Annotated in this window: 12 protein-coding genes, 1 tRNA gene and 2 rRNA genes; 13 read left to right on the forward strand and 2 right to left on the reverse strand. The window is 63.8% G+C overall.

What is annotated here, in order from left to right:
• The 3 genes from HNP47_RS00005 to HNP47_RS00015 all read left to right on the forward strand — a co-directional run.
• A 23S ribosomal RNA gene (locus HNP47_RS00005) occupies window positions 1-281 on the forward strand; the annotation flags it as partial.
• An 87-nt stretch (window positions 282-368) separates the two neighbouring features.
• Window positions 369-483: ribosomal RNA gene (gene rrf, locus HNP47_RS00010) — 5S ribosomal RNA — on the forward strand.
• Window positions 484-570: 87 nt separating this feature from the next.
• Window positions 571-647 (forward strand) — tRNA-Met (locus HNP47_RS00015).
• 71 nt (window positions 648-718) lie between these two features.
• Here HNP47_RS00015 and HNP47_RS16555 read toward each other — a convergent pair.
• Together HNP47_RS16555 and HNP47_RS16560 are read right to left on the reverse strand one after the other, a co-directional pair.
• Window positions 719-1,096 (reverse strand): recombinase family protein, encoded by a 378-nt coding sequence (locus HNP47_RS16555; protein ID WP_409360137.1) that lies wholly within the window; start codon window positions 1,094-1,096, stop codon window positions 719-721.
• A gap of 64 nt (window positions 1,097-1,160) precedes the next feature.
• Window positions 1,161-1,457 (reverse strand): recombinase family protein, encoded by a 297-nt coding sequence (locus HNP47_RS16560; RefSeq protein WP_184277316.1) that lies wholly within the window; start codon window positions 1,455-1,457, stop codon window positions 1,161-1,163.
• Window positions 1,458-1,653: 196 nt separating this feature from the next.
• On the opposite strand from HNP47_RS16560, the gene HNP47_RS00025 reads away from it, so the two are divergent.
• From HNP47_RS00025 to HNP47_RS00070, 10 genes are all read left to right on the forward strand, one after another.
• Entirely contained in the window at window positions 1,654-1,977 is a 324-nt protein-coding gene (locus tag HNP47_RS00025) for a hypothetical protein (RefSeq protein ID WP_184277318.1), read from the forward strand.
• Window positions 1,974-2,624, forward strand: a complete 651-nt coding sequence (locus HNP47_RS00030; protein WP_184277320.1) for a hypothetical protein — start codon at window positions 1,974-1,976, stop codon at window positions 2,622-2,624. Before HNP47_RS00025 ends, HNP47_RS00030 begins: the two co-directional genes overlap by 4 nt.
• Complete coding sequence (gene bcsA, locus HNP47_RS00035; protein WP_221414869.1) at window positions 2,621-4,654, forward strand: UDP-forming cellulose synthase catalytic subunit; 2,034 nt, start codon at window positions 2,621-2,623, stop codon at window positions 4,652-4,654. The genes HNP47_RS00030 and bcsA overlap by 4 nt, the downstream gene beginning before the upstream one ends.
• Window positions 4,654-7,017 (forward strand): cellulose biosynthesis cyclic di-GMP-binding regulatory protein BcsB, encoded by a 2,364-nt coding sequence (gene bcsB, locus HNP47_RS00040; protein WP_184277322.1) that lies wholly within the window; start codon window positions 4,654-4,656, stop codon window positions 7,015-7,017. The genes bcsA and bcsB overlap by 1 nt, the downstream gene beginning before the upstream one ends.
• Window positions 7,018-7,027: 10 nt before the next feature.
• Window positions 7,028-10,189, forward strand: coding sequence for a cellulose biosynthesis protein BcsC (locus HNP47_RS00045; protein ID WP_184277324.1), 3,162 nt, complete (start codon window positions 7,028-7,030; stop codon window positions 10,187-10,189).
• Complete coding sequence (gene bcsD / locus HNP47_RS00050; protein ID WP_184277326.1) at window positions 10,186-10,590, forward strand: cellulose biosynthesis protein BcsD; 405 nt, start codon at window positions 10,186-10,188, stop codon at window positions 10,588-10,590. The genes HNP47_RS00045 and bcsD overlap by 4 nt, the downstream gene beginning before the upstream one ends.
• Window positions 10,574-11,572: a glycosyl hydrolase family 8 gene (locus tag HNP47_RS00055; protein WP_221414870.1), complete on the forward strand. Its 999-nt coding sequence runs from the start codon at window positions 10,574-10,576 to the stop codon at window positions 11,570-11,572. The genes bcsD and HNP47_RS00055 overlap by 17 nt, the downstream gene beginning before the upstream one ends.
• Window positions 11,573-11,717: 145 nt before the next feature.
• Window positions 11,718-11,906: a hypothetical protein gene (locus HNP47_RS00060; protein WP_184277328.1), complete on the forward strand. Its 189-nt coding sequence runs from the start codon at window positions 11,718-11,720 to the stop codon at window positions 11,904-11,906.
• Between the two features lie 790 nt (window positions 11,907-12,696).
• Window positions 12,697-15,909, forward strand: coding sequence for an ATP-binding protein (locus HNP47_RS00065; RefSeq protein WP_184277330.1), 3,213 nt, complete (start codon window positions 12,697-12,699; stop codon window positions 15,907-15,909).
• A gap of 77 nt (window positions 15,910-15,986) precedes the next feature.
• Window positions 15,987-16,343, forward strand: coding sequence for a response regulator (locus tag HNP47_RS00070; RefSeq protein WP_184277332.1), 357 nt, complete (start codon window positions 15,987-15,989; stop codon window positions 16,341-16,343).
• Window positions 16,344-16,589 lie beyond the last annotated feature (246 nt).

Consider the following 16,589-nt stretch of genomic DNA (forward strand, 5'->3'; position numbering starts at 1 on the left):
TGGTCCCTATCTGCCGTGGGTGTTCGAAGCTTGAGAGGATCTGTCCCTAGTACGAGAGGACCGGGATGGACATACCTCTGGTGTACCTGTCATGGTGCCAGCTGTGCAGCAGGGTAGCTAAGTATGGAATAGATAACCGCTGAAAGCATCTAAGCGGGAAACTAACCTCAAAACAAGGCTTCGCTGAGGATCGTGGAAGACTACCACGTTGATAGGCCAGGTGTGGAAGTGGGGCGACCCATGAAGCTTACTGGTACTAATAATCCGATCGGTTTGATCGTTTCTCAGCAAAACTCATTCGATGATTGCTCCTTGACCAGAGCAATCTCAGACAATGTCTTCTCATCATCCGCTGTCCCCCTGGTTGACCTGGTGGCTACGTCGGAGGTTCCCCACCCGATCCCATTCCGAACTCGGTCGTTAAGCCCTCCAGAGCCAATGGTACTTCGTCTCAAGGCGCGGGAGAGTAGGTCGCCGCCGGGTCTACCAGGCGGACAGCCGATGATGAACAAACACCGCAATCGCGGTCCTTCTCGAACCGTTCTTCCTTCACGATACTCTACCGTTTGCCGCGGGATGGAGCAGCCCGGTAGCTCGTCAGGCTCATAACCTGAAGGTCGTAGGTTCAAATCCTACTCCCGCACCCAGATCATCCTTACACCTTGTGAGGACCCCAGAAGCCCCGCCCGAAACGGCGGGGCTTTTTGATGTCTGGCCTTCACTCAGACCTAGCAACACGGCCAAGCTGCCATGCACCTGCAGGTAGAACTTGCCAAAGCCTTCCAGGGGATAGAAATCGACTGGGTCGATCAGCTTGCAGATCTCTGTGCGGAGACCTCTTCGCCGAGCGCCGCCCTGTGTTTGGAGGCTTGCGATAGCGACGGCGTTTCAGCAGGCGCACACCGATATAGAGCTCCTGACAGGGGATACCGTCGCCGGCGCGGCGATCGTAGATGGCGCACGGGGTGCAATCGCCACCGCGCGGACCTGGTTCGCCCTCAGCACTGAGCGCGTGGGCGATGGTGCGCGGGCTGTTGCCGTCGGCATAGTCGGCGAAGACCCCGACGAACGACCTCGGCCTCGTGCGGATGACCATGCTCCTCGGTGGCGTCGCGGTAGAGTCGGTAGCCGTAGCAGCGCCTCCACCCGAGCAGCCGACCTTAGCGCTGGCCACCAGGCCACGCCGCGCGCGACAGGCGGTCTAGGGCCTCGGTCATGACCACATCAAACCCGCCGCGCTTAGCCTTGCGGAAGAGACTTTGTACGCCGGGCCGGTTCGCTAGAGTGGCGCCGGAGATGCCGGGGTCGGTGAAGCCGGCCGCCTCGTTCCAGCCATTGACATGAATGAGCGTATTGCCGCGAACTGGTCCTGGGCCGAGCGCTGGCTCTGCAGGTCGGACGAGTACCGGGCGTGAAGGGCTACGCGTCCGCGCAAGCGTTGGGGCCAGCGGCTGCAAGATGACGAGCTTGCCTGCCGTGATGGAGGACGGCAGGGAAGTGCGGGCGTCGAACGATGGTTTCGCAGTGGCGGGCGGGTTGAGTTTGTGGCTTACGAGTGAAGCATCCAGGTTTGTCGGGTTAGGTGGGGCGCTTGTCTACAGCTTTGGGCTGCAAGTTAACGCTTTTTGGTAAGCTGTCTGCTATTGATTTCGAATGATAAAGGCCGCGCGCATTCAAGTGCGGGCTTGTTTCGGTCGCGGCCGAAAAACTTTGAGAGACTTGGTCGTGAGAATAGAAACAAAACGTCTGTTGGACAGGCTGGGTCAATCCGACTTCCAGTATCGCGAATATGAGAGTGCGGCATCGGCGGGTGCCGAGCGCTGGCCGTTGTTCGAACTGGTCTCGCGCCAACTGCGCGCCAGTCACGCCCATTCCGCTCCAGAGGCTTTGCCCGATGCGCAGGCAGTGAATGCGGTCGATAGTGGAAACTCGATCCAAGCCCTTGTCGTTCGGATCGCGACGGGACGCGATCGATGATCCGGGTCGCCATCACTTCTCTGCGCGGCGGCGCTGGCGTGACCGCGCTGGTTTCCGGCATGGCGCAGGCCGCCGCTGCCGAGGGATTGGACGTCACCTGCGTGGATGCGGATGACCAGGGTCTGCTGAAGCATCATCTTGGCCTAGCGTCCCTCTCGGACGACGGCGAGAACAGAAGCGCCAACGCACGCATCACACTGCGGACAGGGCAGGACTGGAACGTCGTGAACGGCGCCGACCTGGCTATTTTCGACCTACCGCGCGCTCGGCCCGATCTCCGTGACGACGTGATGGCAGACGCAGACGCCATCGTGCTGGTAGTGCCGGCGTCCGCGTCCGGTCTGGCGCTTGCGCCCAGCGTGAAAGCCTTCCTCTCGGCGGGTGAGAACCGTTTCCTGCTGATCAATTTCGCCGACAGTCGCGTGGCGTTGAAGACGGCCGCCGCAAGCTATCTGCAAGAGCAGTTCGGCGATCGGGTGATCGGCCAGGTTCGTCTGGACGAGGCGGTGGATGAGGCGCTCGCCGCTCTGGACACCCTGTCGTCGACCTCGCCCTATAGCGCCGCCTGGACCGACATTCGCGTCGCCTTCGTCAGCTTGCTCAACAAGATGAACAGCCTGCCCGTCGCTGCGGTGATGGCGAAGTGAGACGGTCCGTTTCCACACCGACGGCGGGCGACGGCCTGCGCTGGGCGGGACTGGCCCTGGCGACCTTGCTGGCCGCCGGTCTGGTCATCGCCGTGATCGTGACGCCGCTTGATCTGGGCGGGCAGTGGATTTTCGCCATCGGCATGATCGTGCCGATGGCTCTATTGCAGTTCCGCGTGGCGCGTCGCGCGACCGTGGTCATCTGCCTGATCTCGCTACTGGCCTCGACCCGCTACATCTGGTGGCGGGCGACCAATACGCTGACGTTCGATCACCTTTCGGAATACTTCCTGGGCGGCGGGCTGTTTCTGGCGGAGGTGTTCGCCTGGCTGATCCACGTCCTGGGCCTGCTGCAGATCCTTTGGCCGCTGCGACGCCCGCCGGTCGCTCTCACCGGCGCCGACGACGATCTGCCGACCGTTGACATCTACATTCCGACCTACAACGAAGATCTGGCCATCGTTCAGAGCACCGTGTTCGCGGCGATGGCGGTCGATTATCCGGCCGATAAGGTCAGGGTCTATATTCTGGATGACGGCGGACGGCCCGAGTTCAGGCGGTTCGCCAAATATGCGGGCTGTGGATACCTGACTCGACCCGACAACGCCCATGCCAAGGCCGGTAATCTGAATGCCGCCCTGCCGCGCACCCAAGGCGAACTGATCTGCATCTTCGACTGCGATCACGTCGCCACGCGCGCCTTCCTGCAGATGACGGTGGGCTGGTTCCAGCGGGATGCGGAGTTGGCCCTGCTGCAGACCCCGCACCATTTCTATTCTCGCGACCCGATCCAGCGCAACTTCACGATGCTGGGCGAACTGCCGGGCGAGGGCGAGCTCTTCTATGACGTGGTGCAGGACGGCAACGACTTCTGGAACGCCTCGTTCTTCTGTGGATCCTGCGCCATCATTCGTCGCTCTGCCCTGGCGGAGGTCGGCGGGTTCGCCGGCGAGACCGTCACCGAGGACGCCCATACGGCCCTGAAGCTTCAGCGGCTGGGCTGGCGGTCGGCCTATCTGAACATCAAGCTGTCGGCGGGTCTGGCGACCGAGAAGCTGGCTCTGCACATCGGTCAGCGCGCGCGCTGGGCGCGGGGCATGTCGCAGATGCTCAGGATCGACAATCCGTTGCTAGGCCCGGGCCTGACCCTGCCGCAGCGGCTCTGCTACCTGAACGCCATGCTGCACTTCCAGTTTCCGCTGCCGCGCATCGTCTTCCTGACGTCGCCGCTGGCGTTCCTGCTGGCGGGTCAGAGCGTAATCCATGCGGCGGCGCCGATGATCTTCGCCTATGCGGCGCCCCACCTGTTCGGCGCCATGATCGCCACGCACCGGGTGCAAGGCGGTAGTCGGCGGTTGTTCTGGAGCGACATCTACGAGTCCCTGCTGGCCTTCCATCTGCTTCGGCCGACCCTGGAAACGCTGGTCAATCCCAAACTGGGCAAGTTCAACGTGACGGCCAAGGGCGGCGTGATCGACAAGCCCTTCTTCGACTATGGGAGCGTCATGCCGCACATGGTGGTGGCGGCGTTGCTGGCCGCCGGTCTTTGCGCGGGCTTCGGTCGTCTGGTGCTCGGAACCGCCGATGTCTGGACGGTGGTGATGAACATGGCCTGGTCGGTGTTCAGCCTGTTGATCCTGATCTCGGCGATCATGATCGGCCGCGAGTCCCGCCAGTCCCGGCACAGCGTCCGCATCGAGGCCGCCCTGCCCGTCACTCTATTTTTCGACAATGGCGCGGTGATCGACGCCGTGACAGAAGACGCCTCCATCGGGGGGTTGGCGGTTCGGATTCCCAGCGACCTTGACCTGTCGAACCTGGCCGTGACCGAGGTCGAACTCCGCACGGGCGGGGAAAATTTGGTGCTGCCGGTGAAGGCGGCGGGGGCAGGGGCCGGCCTGCTGCGGGTGCGGTTCCTGGAGCTGTCGTTCGAACAACGTATGGGCCTCAGCGTCGCCGTCCTGGGGCGTTCCGACGCTTGGGAAACGGAAGATCTGAAGCTTGAAAATTCTATGGTGAAAGCCGCCTGATGACTGTCGGTCCCAAGTCAAATCTCCGCCGTCAGTCGGGCCTGGCGCGCGGCCTGAGCGTTTCCGGTCTGGCGCTGATGCTTGTCATCTCGCCGGTTGCTGGCGCGACGGCGCAAACCACCAGCGCCATTCGCGGCGTCGACGGCGGCGTCCAATCCGACGCCATCGGATCCACGCCCCAGGTCTCGGCCGAGGTGCAGGCGCGGATGAACACCGTGGCGACCGTGGATCGCCTAGGTCAGGGTCAGAGGCACGTTCGCGCCAGCCTGCGCGATCTGCAGGTCCGTCAGAGCGTGCGTCTGCGCGGCGTCGATGGCGAGGTCGGCATTCCGTTCGGCGGTCGCGCCGACGAAATCCTCAAGTCCGGCCGGCTGGTGCTCGATTTCGGCTATTCGCCAGCCATGCTGCCGGATCTCAGCAGCCTGACGGTGTTGATCAACGACGAGGTGGTGCGCAGCGTGCCCCTGCCCAAGGCGGGCGCGGACCGGACGCGGATCGAGGTGCCGATCGATCCATCCCTGATCGTGCCCGGCGACAACCGCCTCAACCTGCGCTTGATCGGCCACTACACCCGCGACTGCGAGGATCCGCTGCATTCGACCTTGTGGGCCAATGTCAGTAATGTCCGCTCGTATCTCGACTTAAACTTCCAGAAGGTCGGCGGCGCGCCGAACCTTCAGACCTATCCCGCGCCCTTCTATGACGCGCACGACATTGCACCGCTGAGGCTGCCGTTCGTGTTCGGCGGCGAGCCGTCGAATGGCGATCTGGAAGCGGCGGCGGCGATGGCCAGCGCCTTTGGCGCAATGGCCAGCTATCGCGGTTTCAGCTTCCCGGCCTCGGTCGGCAGCTTGCCGGATGGCGACTCTATCGCCTTCATGACGCCCGACCACATGCTGCCGGAACTGGCTCGGACCATCACCGGACCGTCGGCGGCGATCGTTCGCCATCCGCGCGATCCCTACAGCACGGTCCTGTTGATCATGGGCCGCGACGCGACAGAACTAAAGCAGGCCGCAGCGGGGCTGGCCTATGCCCAGGGCAGTCTGAACGGCGACTACGTCGACCTGTCGGGCGGCGCCGCTCCCGCCTATGGTCCGAATAGCGCGCCACGCTGGCTGACGATCGATCGTCCGGTCCGTCTCGGCGACCTGGCCGAGACCAAGAACCTGACGGGGATGGGGCTTCAGCCCGGCCGTCTGGCCGCGACCTTCCGCCTGGCCCCCGATCTATTCTTCTGGCCGGCCGAGGGCGCCAAGCTGAACGCCATCTATAACTATCCGCGCGGAGAGTGGATGGATCGCGAGCGGTCGCGGCTCGACGTGACGGTGAACGGCCAGTACGTCCGGTCGCTGCCGCTGCAGACGCGCGGGTTCGGGTTCTGGGGCAAGGAGCCGGGTGTGACCTCGCATCGCTCAACGGCGACGGCGACCCTTCCGGCCTATACCCTGTTTGGCAAGAACGAACTGGGCTTCACCTACGACCTGCAGGTCAGCGATCCCGGCGAATGCGTGGGGCAACTGCCCAAGAACGTCATGTCCTCCATCGATCCGGGCAGCACCCTGGACTTCAGCGGCGCTCACCACGCCACGCGTATGCCCAATCTTGCCCTGTTCACAGGCGGGGGCTTCCCATTTACGCGGACGCCTGACCTGGGCGAGACGGCGGTGCTGATGGGCGCCAATCCGTCGGCGGGCGAGATCGAGGCCTTCCTGAACCTGATGGGGCAGTTCGGGGATTCGACCGGCGCCGCCGCGACGCGCGTGGCCGTCATGCGGACCCTGCAACCCAGCCGGATGGCCGACAAAGACATCCTGGTGGTCGGAAGCGCCGATCTGGCGAGGAACGACCAGTTGTTCGAGGATGCGCCGGTGGGGTTCCGCAACGAACGCGTCGAGGTCGCGCGCTTGGCGCCGCTTGAGCGTTTCTTTGGTTGGTTCGCGCCTGAGCGTCGCGACAATCCCGAAGACATTGAAACGGCCGTCGGTCCCGCAAACGGCTTCGAGGGCCTGACCAGCTTCCCGTCGCCCTATTCGAAGGATCGCCATGTCGTGGCGGTTCTAAGCAGCCAGCCGGACGCCTTGCCGCAACTGACCAGTCTGCTGCCCACGGCCGATGCGAAGGCGCAGATCCGGGGTGATCTGGTCGTGCGCAGCGGCACGGAGTTCAAGGCCTATCAGGTGCGTTCGACGCACTGGCGCGGCGAACTTCCATGGTGGCTGGGCATCAGCTACTGGTTCGCGCAGCGGCCGTTCATGCTGGCGCTGGCGGCCATCCTGGCAGCAGTGCTGATCGGCTTCCCGCTTTATTATTCGCTCAAGGCACACGGTCGCAGACGACTGGCGGGCTCCGACCATGAATAGGCTGTGGCCCATGAAGTCTCTGTTGAAACTCTCGGTGGCGAGCGGCGTGGTCCTGCTGGCTCTGGTCGGGCCGATGAACGTCGCCTCCGCCCAAATCGGGTCGGGCGCGGTGGCGGACCTGGTTCGTCAGGGTGACTTCTGGCGTTCGCGCGGACGGGGCGACCTGGCGGCGCAGGCCTATAACCGGGCTTTGCAGCTCGACCCCGGCAATGCCGCCGCCCGACGCGGTCTGGCCGGTCCGGCCCAGGGCCCGGCGCCTGCGGCGCCCGCTCGTCCTGCGCCTTCGACGGGCGACAGTTCGACGACGCAGGCGGCTGCGCCGCGCCAGACCGCTCAACCTCGCGCCACGACCTCGGCGGCCGATCGCGCCGGGCGAATGCGGGTCGCCGGCTATGCGGCGCTGGATCGCGGCGAGCTGGCCAGCGCGGCGACGCAATTTCAGCAGGCGCTGGCCATCAACGGCCGCGACACGGACGCCCTGGGCGGTCTCGGGGTGACCCGGCTGCGTCAGGAGCGGTTCAGCGAGGCCCGCGATCTTCTTGAACGCGCGTCCCAGGGCGCCGGCGCATCGCGCTGGACAGAAGCCTTGGCGTCCGCACGCTTCTTCGCCTTGCTGGGCGAGGCTGAAACGGCAGGGCAGGCCAACGACAGCCGCCGGTCCGAGGCGTTGCTGAACCAACTGCTCGCCAGCGCCGCAACGCCGGAGCAGAAGTCGCTCGTCGCGGTGCAACTGGGCGATCTGTTGATGCTCCAGTCGCGATACGCCGAGGCCCGCGCCGCCTATGCGCAGGCGGAAGGGACGAGCGCCGACGCCGCCTACAAGATCGCCAATGCCGAAGCCGCGCAAGCGGCCGCCGACGGCAATCCCCAGCGCGCCGAAACCGCTTATCGCGAGGCGCTTGAGCGGGGCGGCGGCGGCGATCCTTGGCTGCGCTACGCCTTCGCCGGTTTCCTGCTGGAACAGGGACGCGCCAGCGACGGCGCCGCCATCATCCAGCCGTTGCAAACCTCTACATCCGCCGAAAGCCTGTATGCGGCGGCCCTCTACTACAATCAGGCCGAACGGCCGGCCGAAGCCCTGCGTCTGTTGCGCCGTGTGCCCGAGGCGGGCCGCACCGCCGAGATGCGGTCGCTGGAGGCGGAGGTCGGCCTGGTCGACGCCGAGAAACAGGCCCGCGCCCTGGCGGCATCGGGACGTGCAAACGAAGCGTTGGCCTTGCTGGACCGTCTGAACGTGCCCGGCGCGTCTGTCGGGCAGCAGATCCGTCTGGGCGGCGCCTATTATGCCTTGGGCTCCCACGACCGTGCGGCCTCGCTCGCGTCCGCCGCTGCAGCTCAGCCAGGCGGATCGGCGACCTCGGTCGAGCCGCTGGTTCGCTTGCTGGCGCAGACCGGACAGGACGAAACGGCGCTAGGCGTGATCCAGCGTGCGACGGGCGGTTCGACGACCTCAGCCGCTGCGCGTCGTCTCTATTCGATCCTCGCCGTCGCCAGCGCGGACCGTCTGCGCGAAGACGGCATGAGGGCGGAGGCGTTTGATGTGCTCCAGTCCGGCTGGAGCGTCGCACCCCAGGATCCGGCGATCCTGGTCTCGCTGGGCCGCCTCTATCAGGACGGCGACATGACCCAGGAAGCCGCCCAAGTCTTCGAACTGGCGCTTCAGCGCAAGCCCGGCGATCCCGACGCCCTGACCGGCCTGGCCGACACCGCGTCGGCTCAGGGCGATTTCGCCAAGGCGCGTCAGTCCTATCGCCTGCTGCTGCGTGACCGGCCGCAGGACGTCAACGCCTATCTGACGGGCGCGCGTGTCGAACAGGCTGCGGGCGACCGCCGTGCAGCGCGCAGGCTGCTGGAACAGGCCGATGCCTTGGGGCAACCGCGCGGACTGGCCGCCGGATCGGCCTTCACCGTCGCCAACCCCTTCCGAAACGCATCGCAGAACCGGACATCCGTGCCGATCAATCCGTTCGCGCCCGAGACCTTGCGCGGCGTCGGGCGCAGCAGCGACGGCGAGCCGGTCAGGACGCCCGTTCAGCAGGCCCTGGCCGAGCTGGAAAGCGACGACGCGCCGATGGTGGACGCTGCTGTCGAGGCGCGGGTCCGCTCGGGTGAAGACGGTCTCAGCCGCCTGAACGCCCTGACAACGACCATCAGCGCCTCGACGCCCGTGGGCCAGGGACGGATCGGTCTATCGGTCGCGCCCACGGTCATCGACGCCGGCGACCTGAACCGTTCCGCCAGCGCCCGTTTCGGCCGCAATGCGACGGCGGAAGCTCTGGCCATCGTGGCCCAGCAGCCGACGGTTCTGGCCACGCCCGACAGCCAATACGCCGCAGGCGTGGCCCTCTCGGCCTATTACGAAAGCCCGACGATCTCGGCCGACGTCGGCTCCACCCCGCTCGGGTTCGAGCGCAAGAACGTGCAGGCCGGCTTCACCTGGCGCCCGCGTCTGGGCGCGCATGGCGCCCTGAAGGTCTTTGCCGAACGTCGCCCCGTCACCGACAGCGTCCTGTCCTACGCCGGGGCCGTCGATCCGGTTTCAGGGCAAAGCTGGGGTTCGGTGATGAAGACCGGCGGCGGCATCGGCGCCAGCTGGGAGCAGGGGGGGACAGGCCTGTTCGGCGATGTCGCCTACCGCGCCTATGCCGGTCAGGGCGTAAGCGACAACAAGGCGTTGGAGCTGAACATCGGCGCCTATCGTCGCCTGTACGGCAGCGATGCTATGAACGTCACAGCCGGGATTTCGCTGAACTATCAGGCGTTCGACCGCAACCTTTCTTACTTCACATTCGGCCACGGCGGTTATTTCAGCCCGCAGAGCTTCGTCAGCACGGCCTTCCCGATTGATGTGCGCTGGAAGCGTGGCGACTGGAGCATCAACGCCCAGTTCTCGCCGGGCTACCAGACCTATCAGCAGGATGCAGTCGCGCTCTATCCCGAAGATCCGACTGCCCAGGGGCAACTGACGGCGCTGAAACTGCTGAACAACGACGTCCGCGCCCAGTATGACAGCGAAAGCCGCAGCGGCTTCGCCTTCTCAGGCGGGGTCGAGGGCTGGCGCCAGATGGGCGCCACCGCCATCGGTCTGGACGCACGCATGAACACCTTCGGCAACTACGACGAATACCGTATGAACCTGAGGCTGAAGCAGGCCTTCGGAGCCGGTCAGTGATCCCAGCGGGCGTCGAGTCTCTGCTGGCGATGGCGATGTTGTCCGAGCTGCGCGACCAGCTCGGCGCGAGGTCGGACGAATTCCTCGTCACGGTCGGAGAGAAGATCGGCGATGTCTGCATCATGTCGGCGCAAGGCGACACCGGCCATCTGATGCGCTGGATGAACGGCATCTGGGCGGAGTTGGGCATGGGGTCCGTGACGCTGACCACCGGCGCGCGACGGCTTGAGATTACGCATCGCCTGCCTCAATTACCGCCCGAAAATATGCTCTGGAGCGACGCCCTGCCGTTCATTGTAGAGGGCGTTTACCGCAGTTGGTTCCACCGGATGGACTCGCGCGGGGTTCTGGGACGGGGCTCAAGGTCGAAAGGCGAGCTGAAGTTTGTCTATTCAGATTGATCGGCGAACCCTACTCGCCGTAGCAGGCCTAACGGCGTTCGCGCCCACTGCCTGCGCCAAGGACCTGAAGGGTTCCGAGTGGCGGTCCTACAAGCAGCGGTTCGTCTCGCCTGACGGACGCGTGATCGACACTGGCAACGGTGGCGTCAGCCATTCGGAGGGCCAGGGGTTCGGCATGATCCTGGCCTTCGCAGCCGAGGATCGGGCGACGTTCGCCTCAATGTGGTCGTGGACGAAGACGCATCTGTCCCGGACCGATACGGGCCTGTTGGCCTGGCGTTTCGATCCGTCCCAGAGCGATCCGGTCAAGGATCCCAACAACGCCACCGACGGCGACCTTCTGATCGCCTGGGCCCTGCTGCGGGCGGCGGGGGCATGGAACATGCCGGAATACGCCCAGGAGTCGCAAAGTTTGCGCGCGGCGATTTTGCGTGAAGCCTGCACCAGCCATGCCGGTCGGCGTGTCCTGTTGCCGGGACGGTTGGGGTTCCTGGCGGACAACGTCGCAATCTTAAATCCGTCCTATTATGTTTGGCCGGCCCTGGATGCCTTCGCCCGGCTGGAGCCATTGTGGAATGATGTCATCAGCGATGGCGCGGACCTGATCGGCGTAGCCGCCTTTGGAACTTGGGGTCTTCCCACCGACTGGATACAGCTCGACGCCGCAGGTTTGGTGCAGCCGGCCGCAGGACGCCCGGCGCGGTTCGGCTTCGATGCCGTGCGCGTACCACTCTATCTGCAATTGTCGGGTCGCACCGCGGAGTTGGGGCGTTTCAGCAGATACTGGCGCGAGACCGAAAAGGCCGGCGGCTGGCCCGCCTGGATCGACGTGACTAGCGGCGCCGTAGCGCCCTATGCCGCCTCCGACGGCGTCAAGGCGATCGCCTTCTCCACCCTGGATCGCAACCCGTCGACGCCGCAGTCGACCGAAGACTACTATTCCGAGACCCTAAGGCTTCTCACAAATCTGCCTTTGAATTAGAGGCGAGCTGATTGCCAAGGTCGCGGGATGGCGTCATCCAGGCCGATCTCAAGCAACGGTCACTCGTCGGGCTGCTCTGGAACTCAGCGCATAGGCGGCGGTAGGACGGGAGGCCCGTCTAAACTGCATCAGCCCGAGGATCATTATGCCTCAGGTAGCACGCGACGAACTGGGCCGTGCGCGTGGCGAGCGCTTCCGCCGGATAATCGACGCCTCTGCAGCAGGTCGTGCGGGCACGCCCGATCAGGTCGGCGGGGTCGGCACCTTGCTGATGGCACCGGACGGCGGCGTCACGGCGGCTTGGTGGTATGGCGAGCTTGTGTCTGCCACCTGAAATGAAAATCAGAATGCAGACCCTCATAGGGCCCGCAGCGTGGCGAAAGTGACTCGACGACGCCGATCAGAAAGTCTGGAACTCGGCGATCCACTAACGTCTGCTGATGGCGCATAGCGGATTTTCAACTGACGTCTCGACTGCACCTCGGCTAAGCACTGGATATGACAACGGGTGTGAGGTGCGACACGGTGCGGGCTCCCGCACCCACAACATTAAAAAGCCCCACCGCACAGAGCCGAGGGGTTTTCTGCTGTTTGGCTAACAGGCGCTGAGTAACACGCCCGAGCCGCCGTGGACTTGAAGTTCGATCTCGCCCAGGCTTGGCGCATGCTTTGGACGGCGTCGGCCATGGCCTGCGCGTGGGCAGCTTGGCGGGATGCCGGCTAGGAGACGGACTTCCACAGTCTTGGCGGCGATCAGTTTGATGCAGGTTTCGCGCTCACAGGCGGTGCAGCAGGTGCACTTTAGGCCTTCAGGGTTGTCTTCAGCGGTTATGAAACTCGCCGTCGCCCGCCCTCTCTGCCTGTGGCGGCCAGCAAGACCGTGATGCAGCGGCCAGCCGAATGGGCGAAGTCAGGATCCGATCTTCACCCGGCAAAACCACGCAGTCTCTCTCGTTTCTCACGGCCAAATGACCCAACTCGGTCGGCGACGCGGAGGTCAGAAGCTAGAGAAACCGTCAAGTCCAGCGGTCTCTCGCGTTTTATCCCTACTGAGCATCTTATGAATGCAATAAGCTTTTGGACGTTATCTCGGGCGCACCACTCTGCACGGCGCGCTGACCTCTATGCCTTTATCTGCAACGACTCCGATCTCACCGAGCCTGCTGGCGCGCCGGCTACTTCAATGGCTGGGGCTGGCGATCCTGGCATTCGCTCTTGCCTACGCGGCCGTTCTCTGGACGCGCGCGACAGGGCGGGCGGCGGCGGTCTGGCCGCTCAATGCGGTATTTCTCATCATCGGCCTGCGCGGCAGGGCGGGGGGCTGGCTGGCGGTCCTGTCGGCCATGCTCGTCGGCAACGGCATCGCCAATCTGGCAAACGGAGATAGCTTGCCGCTCGCCCTCGGGATGGCGGGCGACAATCTGATCGAGACAGTGATCGTCGCAGCTGTGATCGCCGGCGGTCGTCCGAATCAAAGTGCTCACTTTCTACCGGTCGGACGGCTTATCGGAGCAGCGATTGTCGGCAGTGCGGCGTCGGCCATTATCGCCTTTGGTCTGCTGACACTGGGCGAAGGCGCCCAACTCGCACTGTTGGACATGGCGATCTGGTTCGCGGCGGACGCCCTGGGCCTGGTGCTGTTCGCGCCGCTGGCCTGGGCGCTGACACGCCGAATGTCGCCAGTCCGCTTTCGGAACGCATTGAGCCAGGCGTCTGCGCCGTTGATCATCTTGGTCGTCGTGACGACGGCCGTCTTCTGGCAGTCTGAGTTTCCTCTATTATTCCTCGTCGCGCCGGCGGCCGTCTACCTCGCGGCGCGCAGCGGGCCGCTCGGTGTTGGTTTCGGCGGTTTGGCGGTGACGGTTCTGGCCATGGGGTTCAGCCTGTCTGATCACGGGCCTACCAGCCTGATCGACGCCGATACGCCTGTCCGGCTCTTGGTCATGCAGGGCTTCCTGGCCGTGACTGTTCTGACCAGCATGATTGTCGCCGCCTCGACGGCGCGTCAGCAGCACCTGATTGCAAGGTTGCGAGCACAGCAAGCGCGTCTGAAACGTCGGGACGAACAGGCTAGAGTGCGCGAGCAGCAGAATCTGATGGCTGAAAGCATGAGCCGGGTCGGCCACTGGTCCATCGACGTTGCCAGTGGATCTCTCTTCTGGTCACCGGAAGTCTACCGTATCCACGGTCTCGACCCGGAGGTGCACCGGCCCCGCCTAGAAGAGGCGATCAACTATTACGCCCCAGAAGACCGCGCTCGTGTGAGTGAGGCCGTGGAGTTCGCCATGGCGGTCAACCAGCCATGGCAGTTCGATGCTGACCTCATCACGGCGAGCGGTGGCCGGGTCCGCGTGAGGGCCGCCGGTGAGTGCCAACTGAACAGCGACGGCGAAGTGAAGACGATCTTTGGGGTTTTCAAGGATATCACCGAGGATGACGCCCTTCTTCGGCAGGTTCAGGAGCAGAAAGCTCTATACAAACTACTGGCGGACAATTCTTCTGACGTCATTGCTCGATACAAGGCCGATGGTGTGTTCGAGTATCTTTCCCCTGCTGTGGGGTCGCTGCTCGGTTACAGCCCCGCCGAGCTTGTGGGGCGGCGCACTTTCGAAATCATCGACCCTAGCCAGCACGCGCACGTTGAGAACGCCTTCCGCAAAGGTCTCATCGAAGGTGGTTCCTTCACCGTCAGCTATCAGGCCCGCCGCAAGGACGGGACGACCTTGTGGCTCGAGGCAAGGCCGACCCCGGCTTTCGATACGGATGGCAACGTCACAGGCTTCGTCGACACGGTCAGGGACGTCACCGAACGACGCGAACGTGAGATTGAGTTGGCTGAAGCACGTCATTCGGCGGAAACGGCGGCACGCACGAAGGCGGACTTCCTTTCCAACATGAGCCACGAAATCCGTACGCCGCTCAACGCCATTCTGGGGTTCACCGACCTTCTCGCAGAGACGGTGACAACCGAAGAGGAACGTCGTTACGCCGATCGCATCACGAGCGCCGGAAAATCCCTGCTGCATGTCGTGAATGACATCCTGGATTTCTCAAAGATCGAGGCCGGACGGATGACGATCGAGAACCGGCCGTACAGTCCATCGGATGTCGCGGCTGAGGTGATTGACCTGATTCCCGCCGCCTATCCTTCGTGTTCAGTCGATTTGACGCTCAATGTCGACCGCGTCGTGGCCTCGCACTATTTCGGCGACGAAGTCCGGTTCAAGCAGATATTGCTGAATGTAATCGGAAACGCCGTCAAGTTCACCCGCAAGGGGCTTGTCCGGGTCGATGTCACTGCATCGAACAAGACATTATGCGTCAAGGTGGAGGACACCGGCCCAGGGATCCCAACGGATCGTCTCGATGCCCTGTTCGAGGGCTTCTCGCAAGCCGACGAGTCGATTTCGCGCAACTTCGGCGGATCTGGGCTCGGCTTGTCTATCAGCCGTTCTCTGGCCAGGCTAATGGGCGGGGACCTCATCCTCAACAGCACGCTAGGTCATGGCACGACGGTGACCTTGGTTCTGCCAGCGCGCAAGGCGTCGCGGGCCGAGCACGTTTCAACGTCGACGGTTAGCCAGAACAGACCCAACGGGCTCGTCGTCATGGTGGTCGACGACGTGGAGGCGAACCGCGAGCTGCTCCAGCTTCAGCTTGGCCGAGTTGGTCATGACGTTCGTCTGTTTGAATCCGGGCAGGCGGCTCTGGATGCCCTAGCGCTTGATGGCGAGGCGTTCGACATCATCCTCATGGACGTGCAGATGCCTCGCATGGATGGGTTGGAAGCCACGCGGAGGATCCGCCGGATGGACGGCTCTGCTGCAAGCGTGCCGGTGGTGGCGCTGACGGCTAACGTTCTGCCCGAGCAGATCGCCGCCTGCCGCGAAGCAGGGATGGACGACCACATCGGCAAGCCTGTGAACATAGATGCGCTTGTTGCGCTGCTTGCCAAGCTGTCACCCGCCAAGACGACCGCCGCTGACGATGCCGATAGCGACAACGCCATGACGGCCCTGAAGCGGCGCTATGTCGACCATCTGGCTTCGGTGCCGGATCAGCTTCGCGCCCTTCTCGACCGGTCGCCGGCGATGGATGCCTATGCCGGGCTTGCAGCGCAGGCGCATTCGATCGCCGGGACCTCCGGCAGCTTCGGGCTAGACGATGTGTCGACAGCGGCTTTCGACCTGGAGGCCCTGGCGTTGAAAGCGACGGCCGGGGAGGAAGTTGATGCGTATGCATTGACCTGCGCCGTCGAACGGTTGTCGGCGGCCATGACCGACGCACATGGCCCGCAGCCTGAGGGCGAGGCTCAACTGGCGATCTTGACGGATTGACCGCTGATATGAGATTTCAGCCGCTGGAAAGGATCATAGCCGATCGGCCAAATGAAGACCGATCAAGGATGAATGCGATGAAACAATGCATCGTGGTCGAAGACGATCCTTTTTGGGCAGGTGAAATTCGCCGTATGCTTGAGGGCGAAGCCATAGAAGTGCTCTGCGCATCGACAGGCTTGCAAGCTTTGGAGCTTGCAGCGGCTCACCCAGCCGCGGCCATCATTCTCGACATAATTCTGCCTGACATCGACGGGCTGAAAGTGCTTGAACAGTTACAGCCGCGCGCCTGTCCAGTTCTTGCAATCACCAGTGGCGGCCGGATGGGCCCGGATTTCTATCTCCGACTTGCCAGTCAGTTTGGCGCACGGAGCGGGCTGGCGAAACCTTTCACCGATCAGCAGTTGCTGAAAAGCTGGCGATCCATCCACTGAGACAGTAACAGGTGAACACGCGCTTTCACACGCCGTAGTGTCGCAACGTCGCTCGCCGTCTTGCTGAAGACAATACGGGATCGAGTTAAGAAGTTAAACTTGGGGTGTTGAGCCGCCATCGTCTTGATTGGTGCGGGCCTAGTTCAAAACCTGATCCATCTGGCTCAGTGGCCTTGGCCGCCGCGGCCCTGACCGAGACGTCCTCGACCGCGGCGACCAATGTTCTGTGCGTAGATATGCCGAAGG

It is taken from the genome of Brevundimonas vesicularis, from assembly GCF_014204545.1.
Taxonomy (GTDB): Bacteria; Pseudomonadota; Alphaproteobacteria; order Caulobacterales; family Caulobacteraceae; genus Brevundimonas; species Brevundimonas vesicularis_B.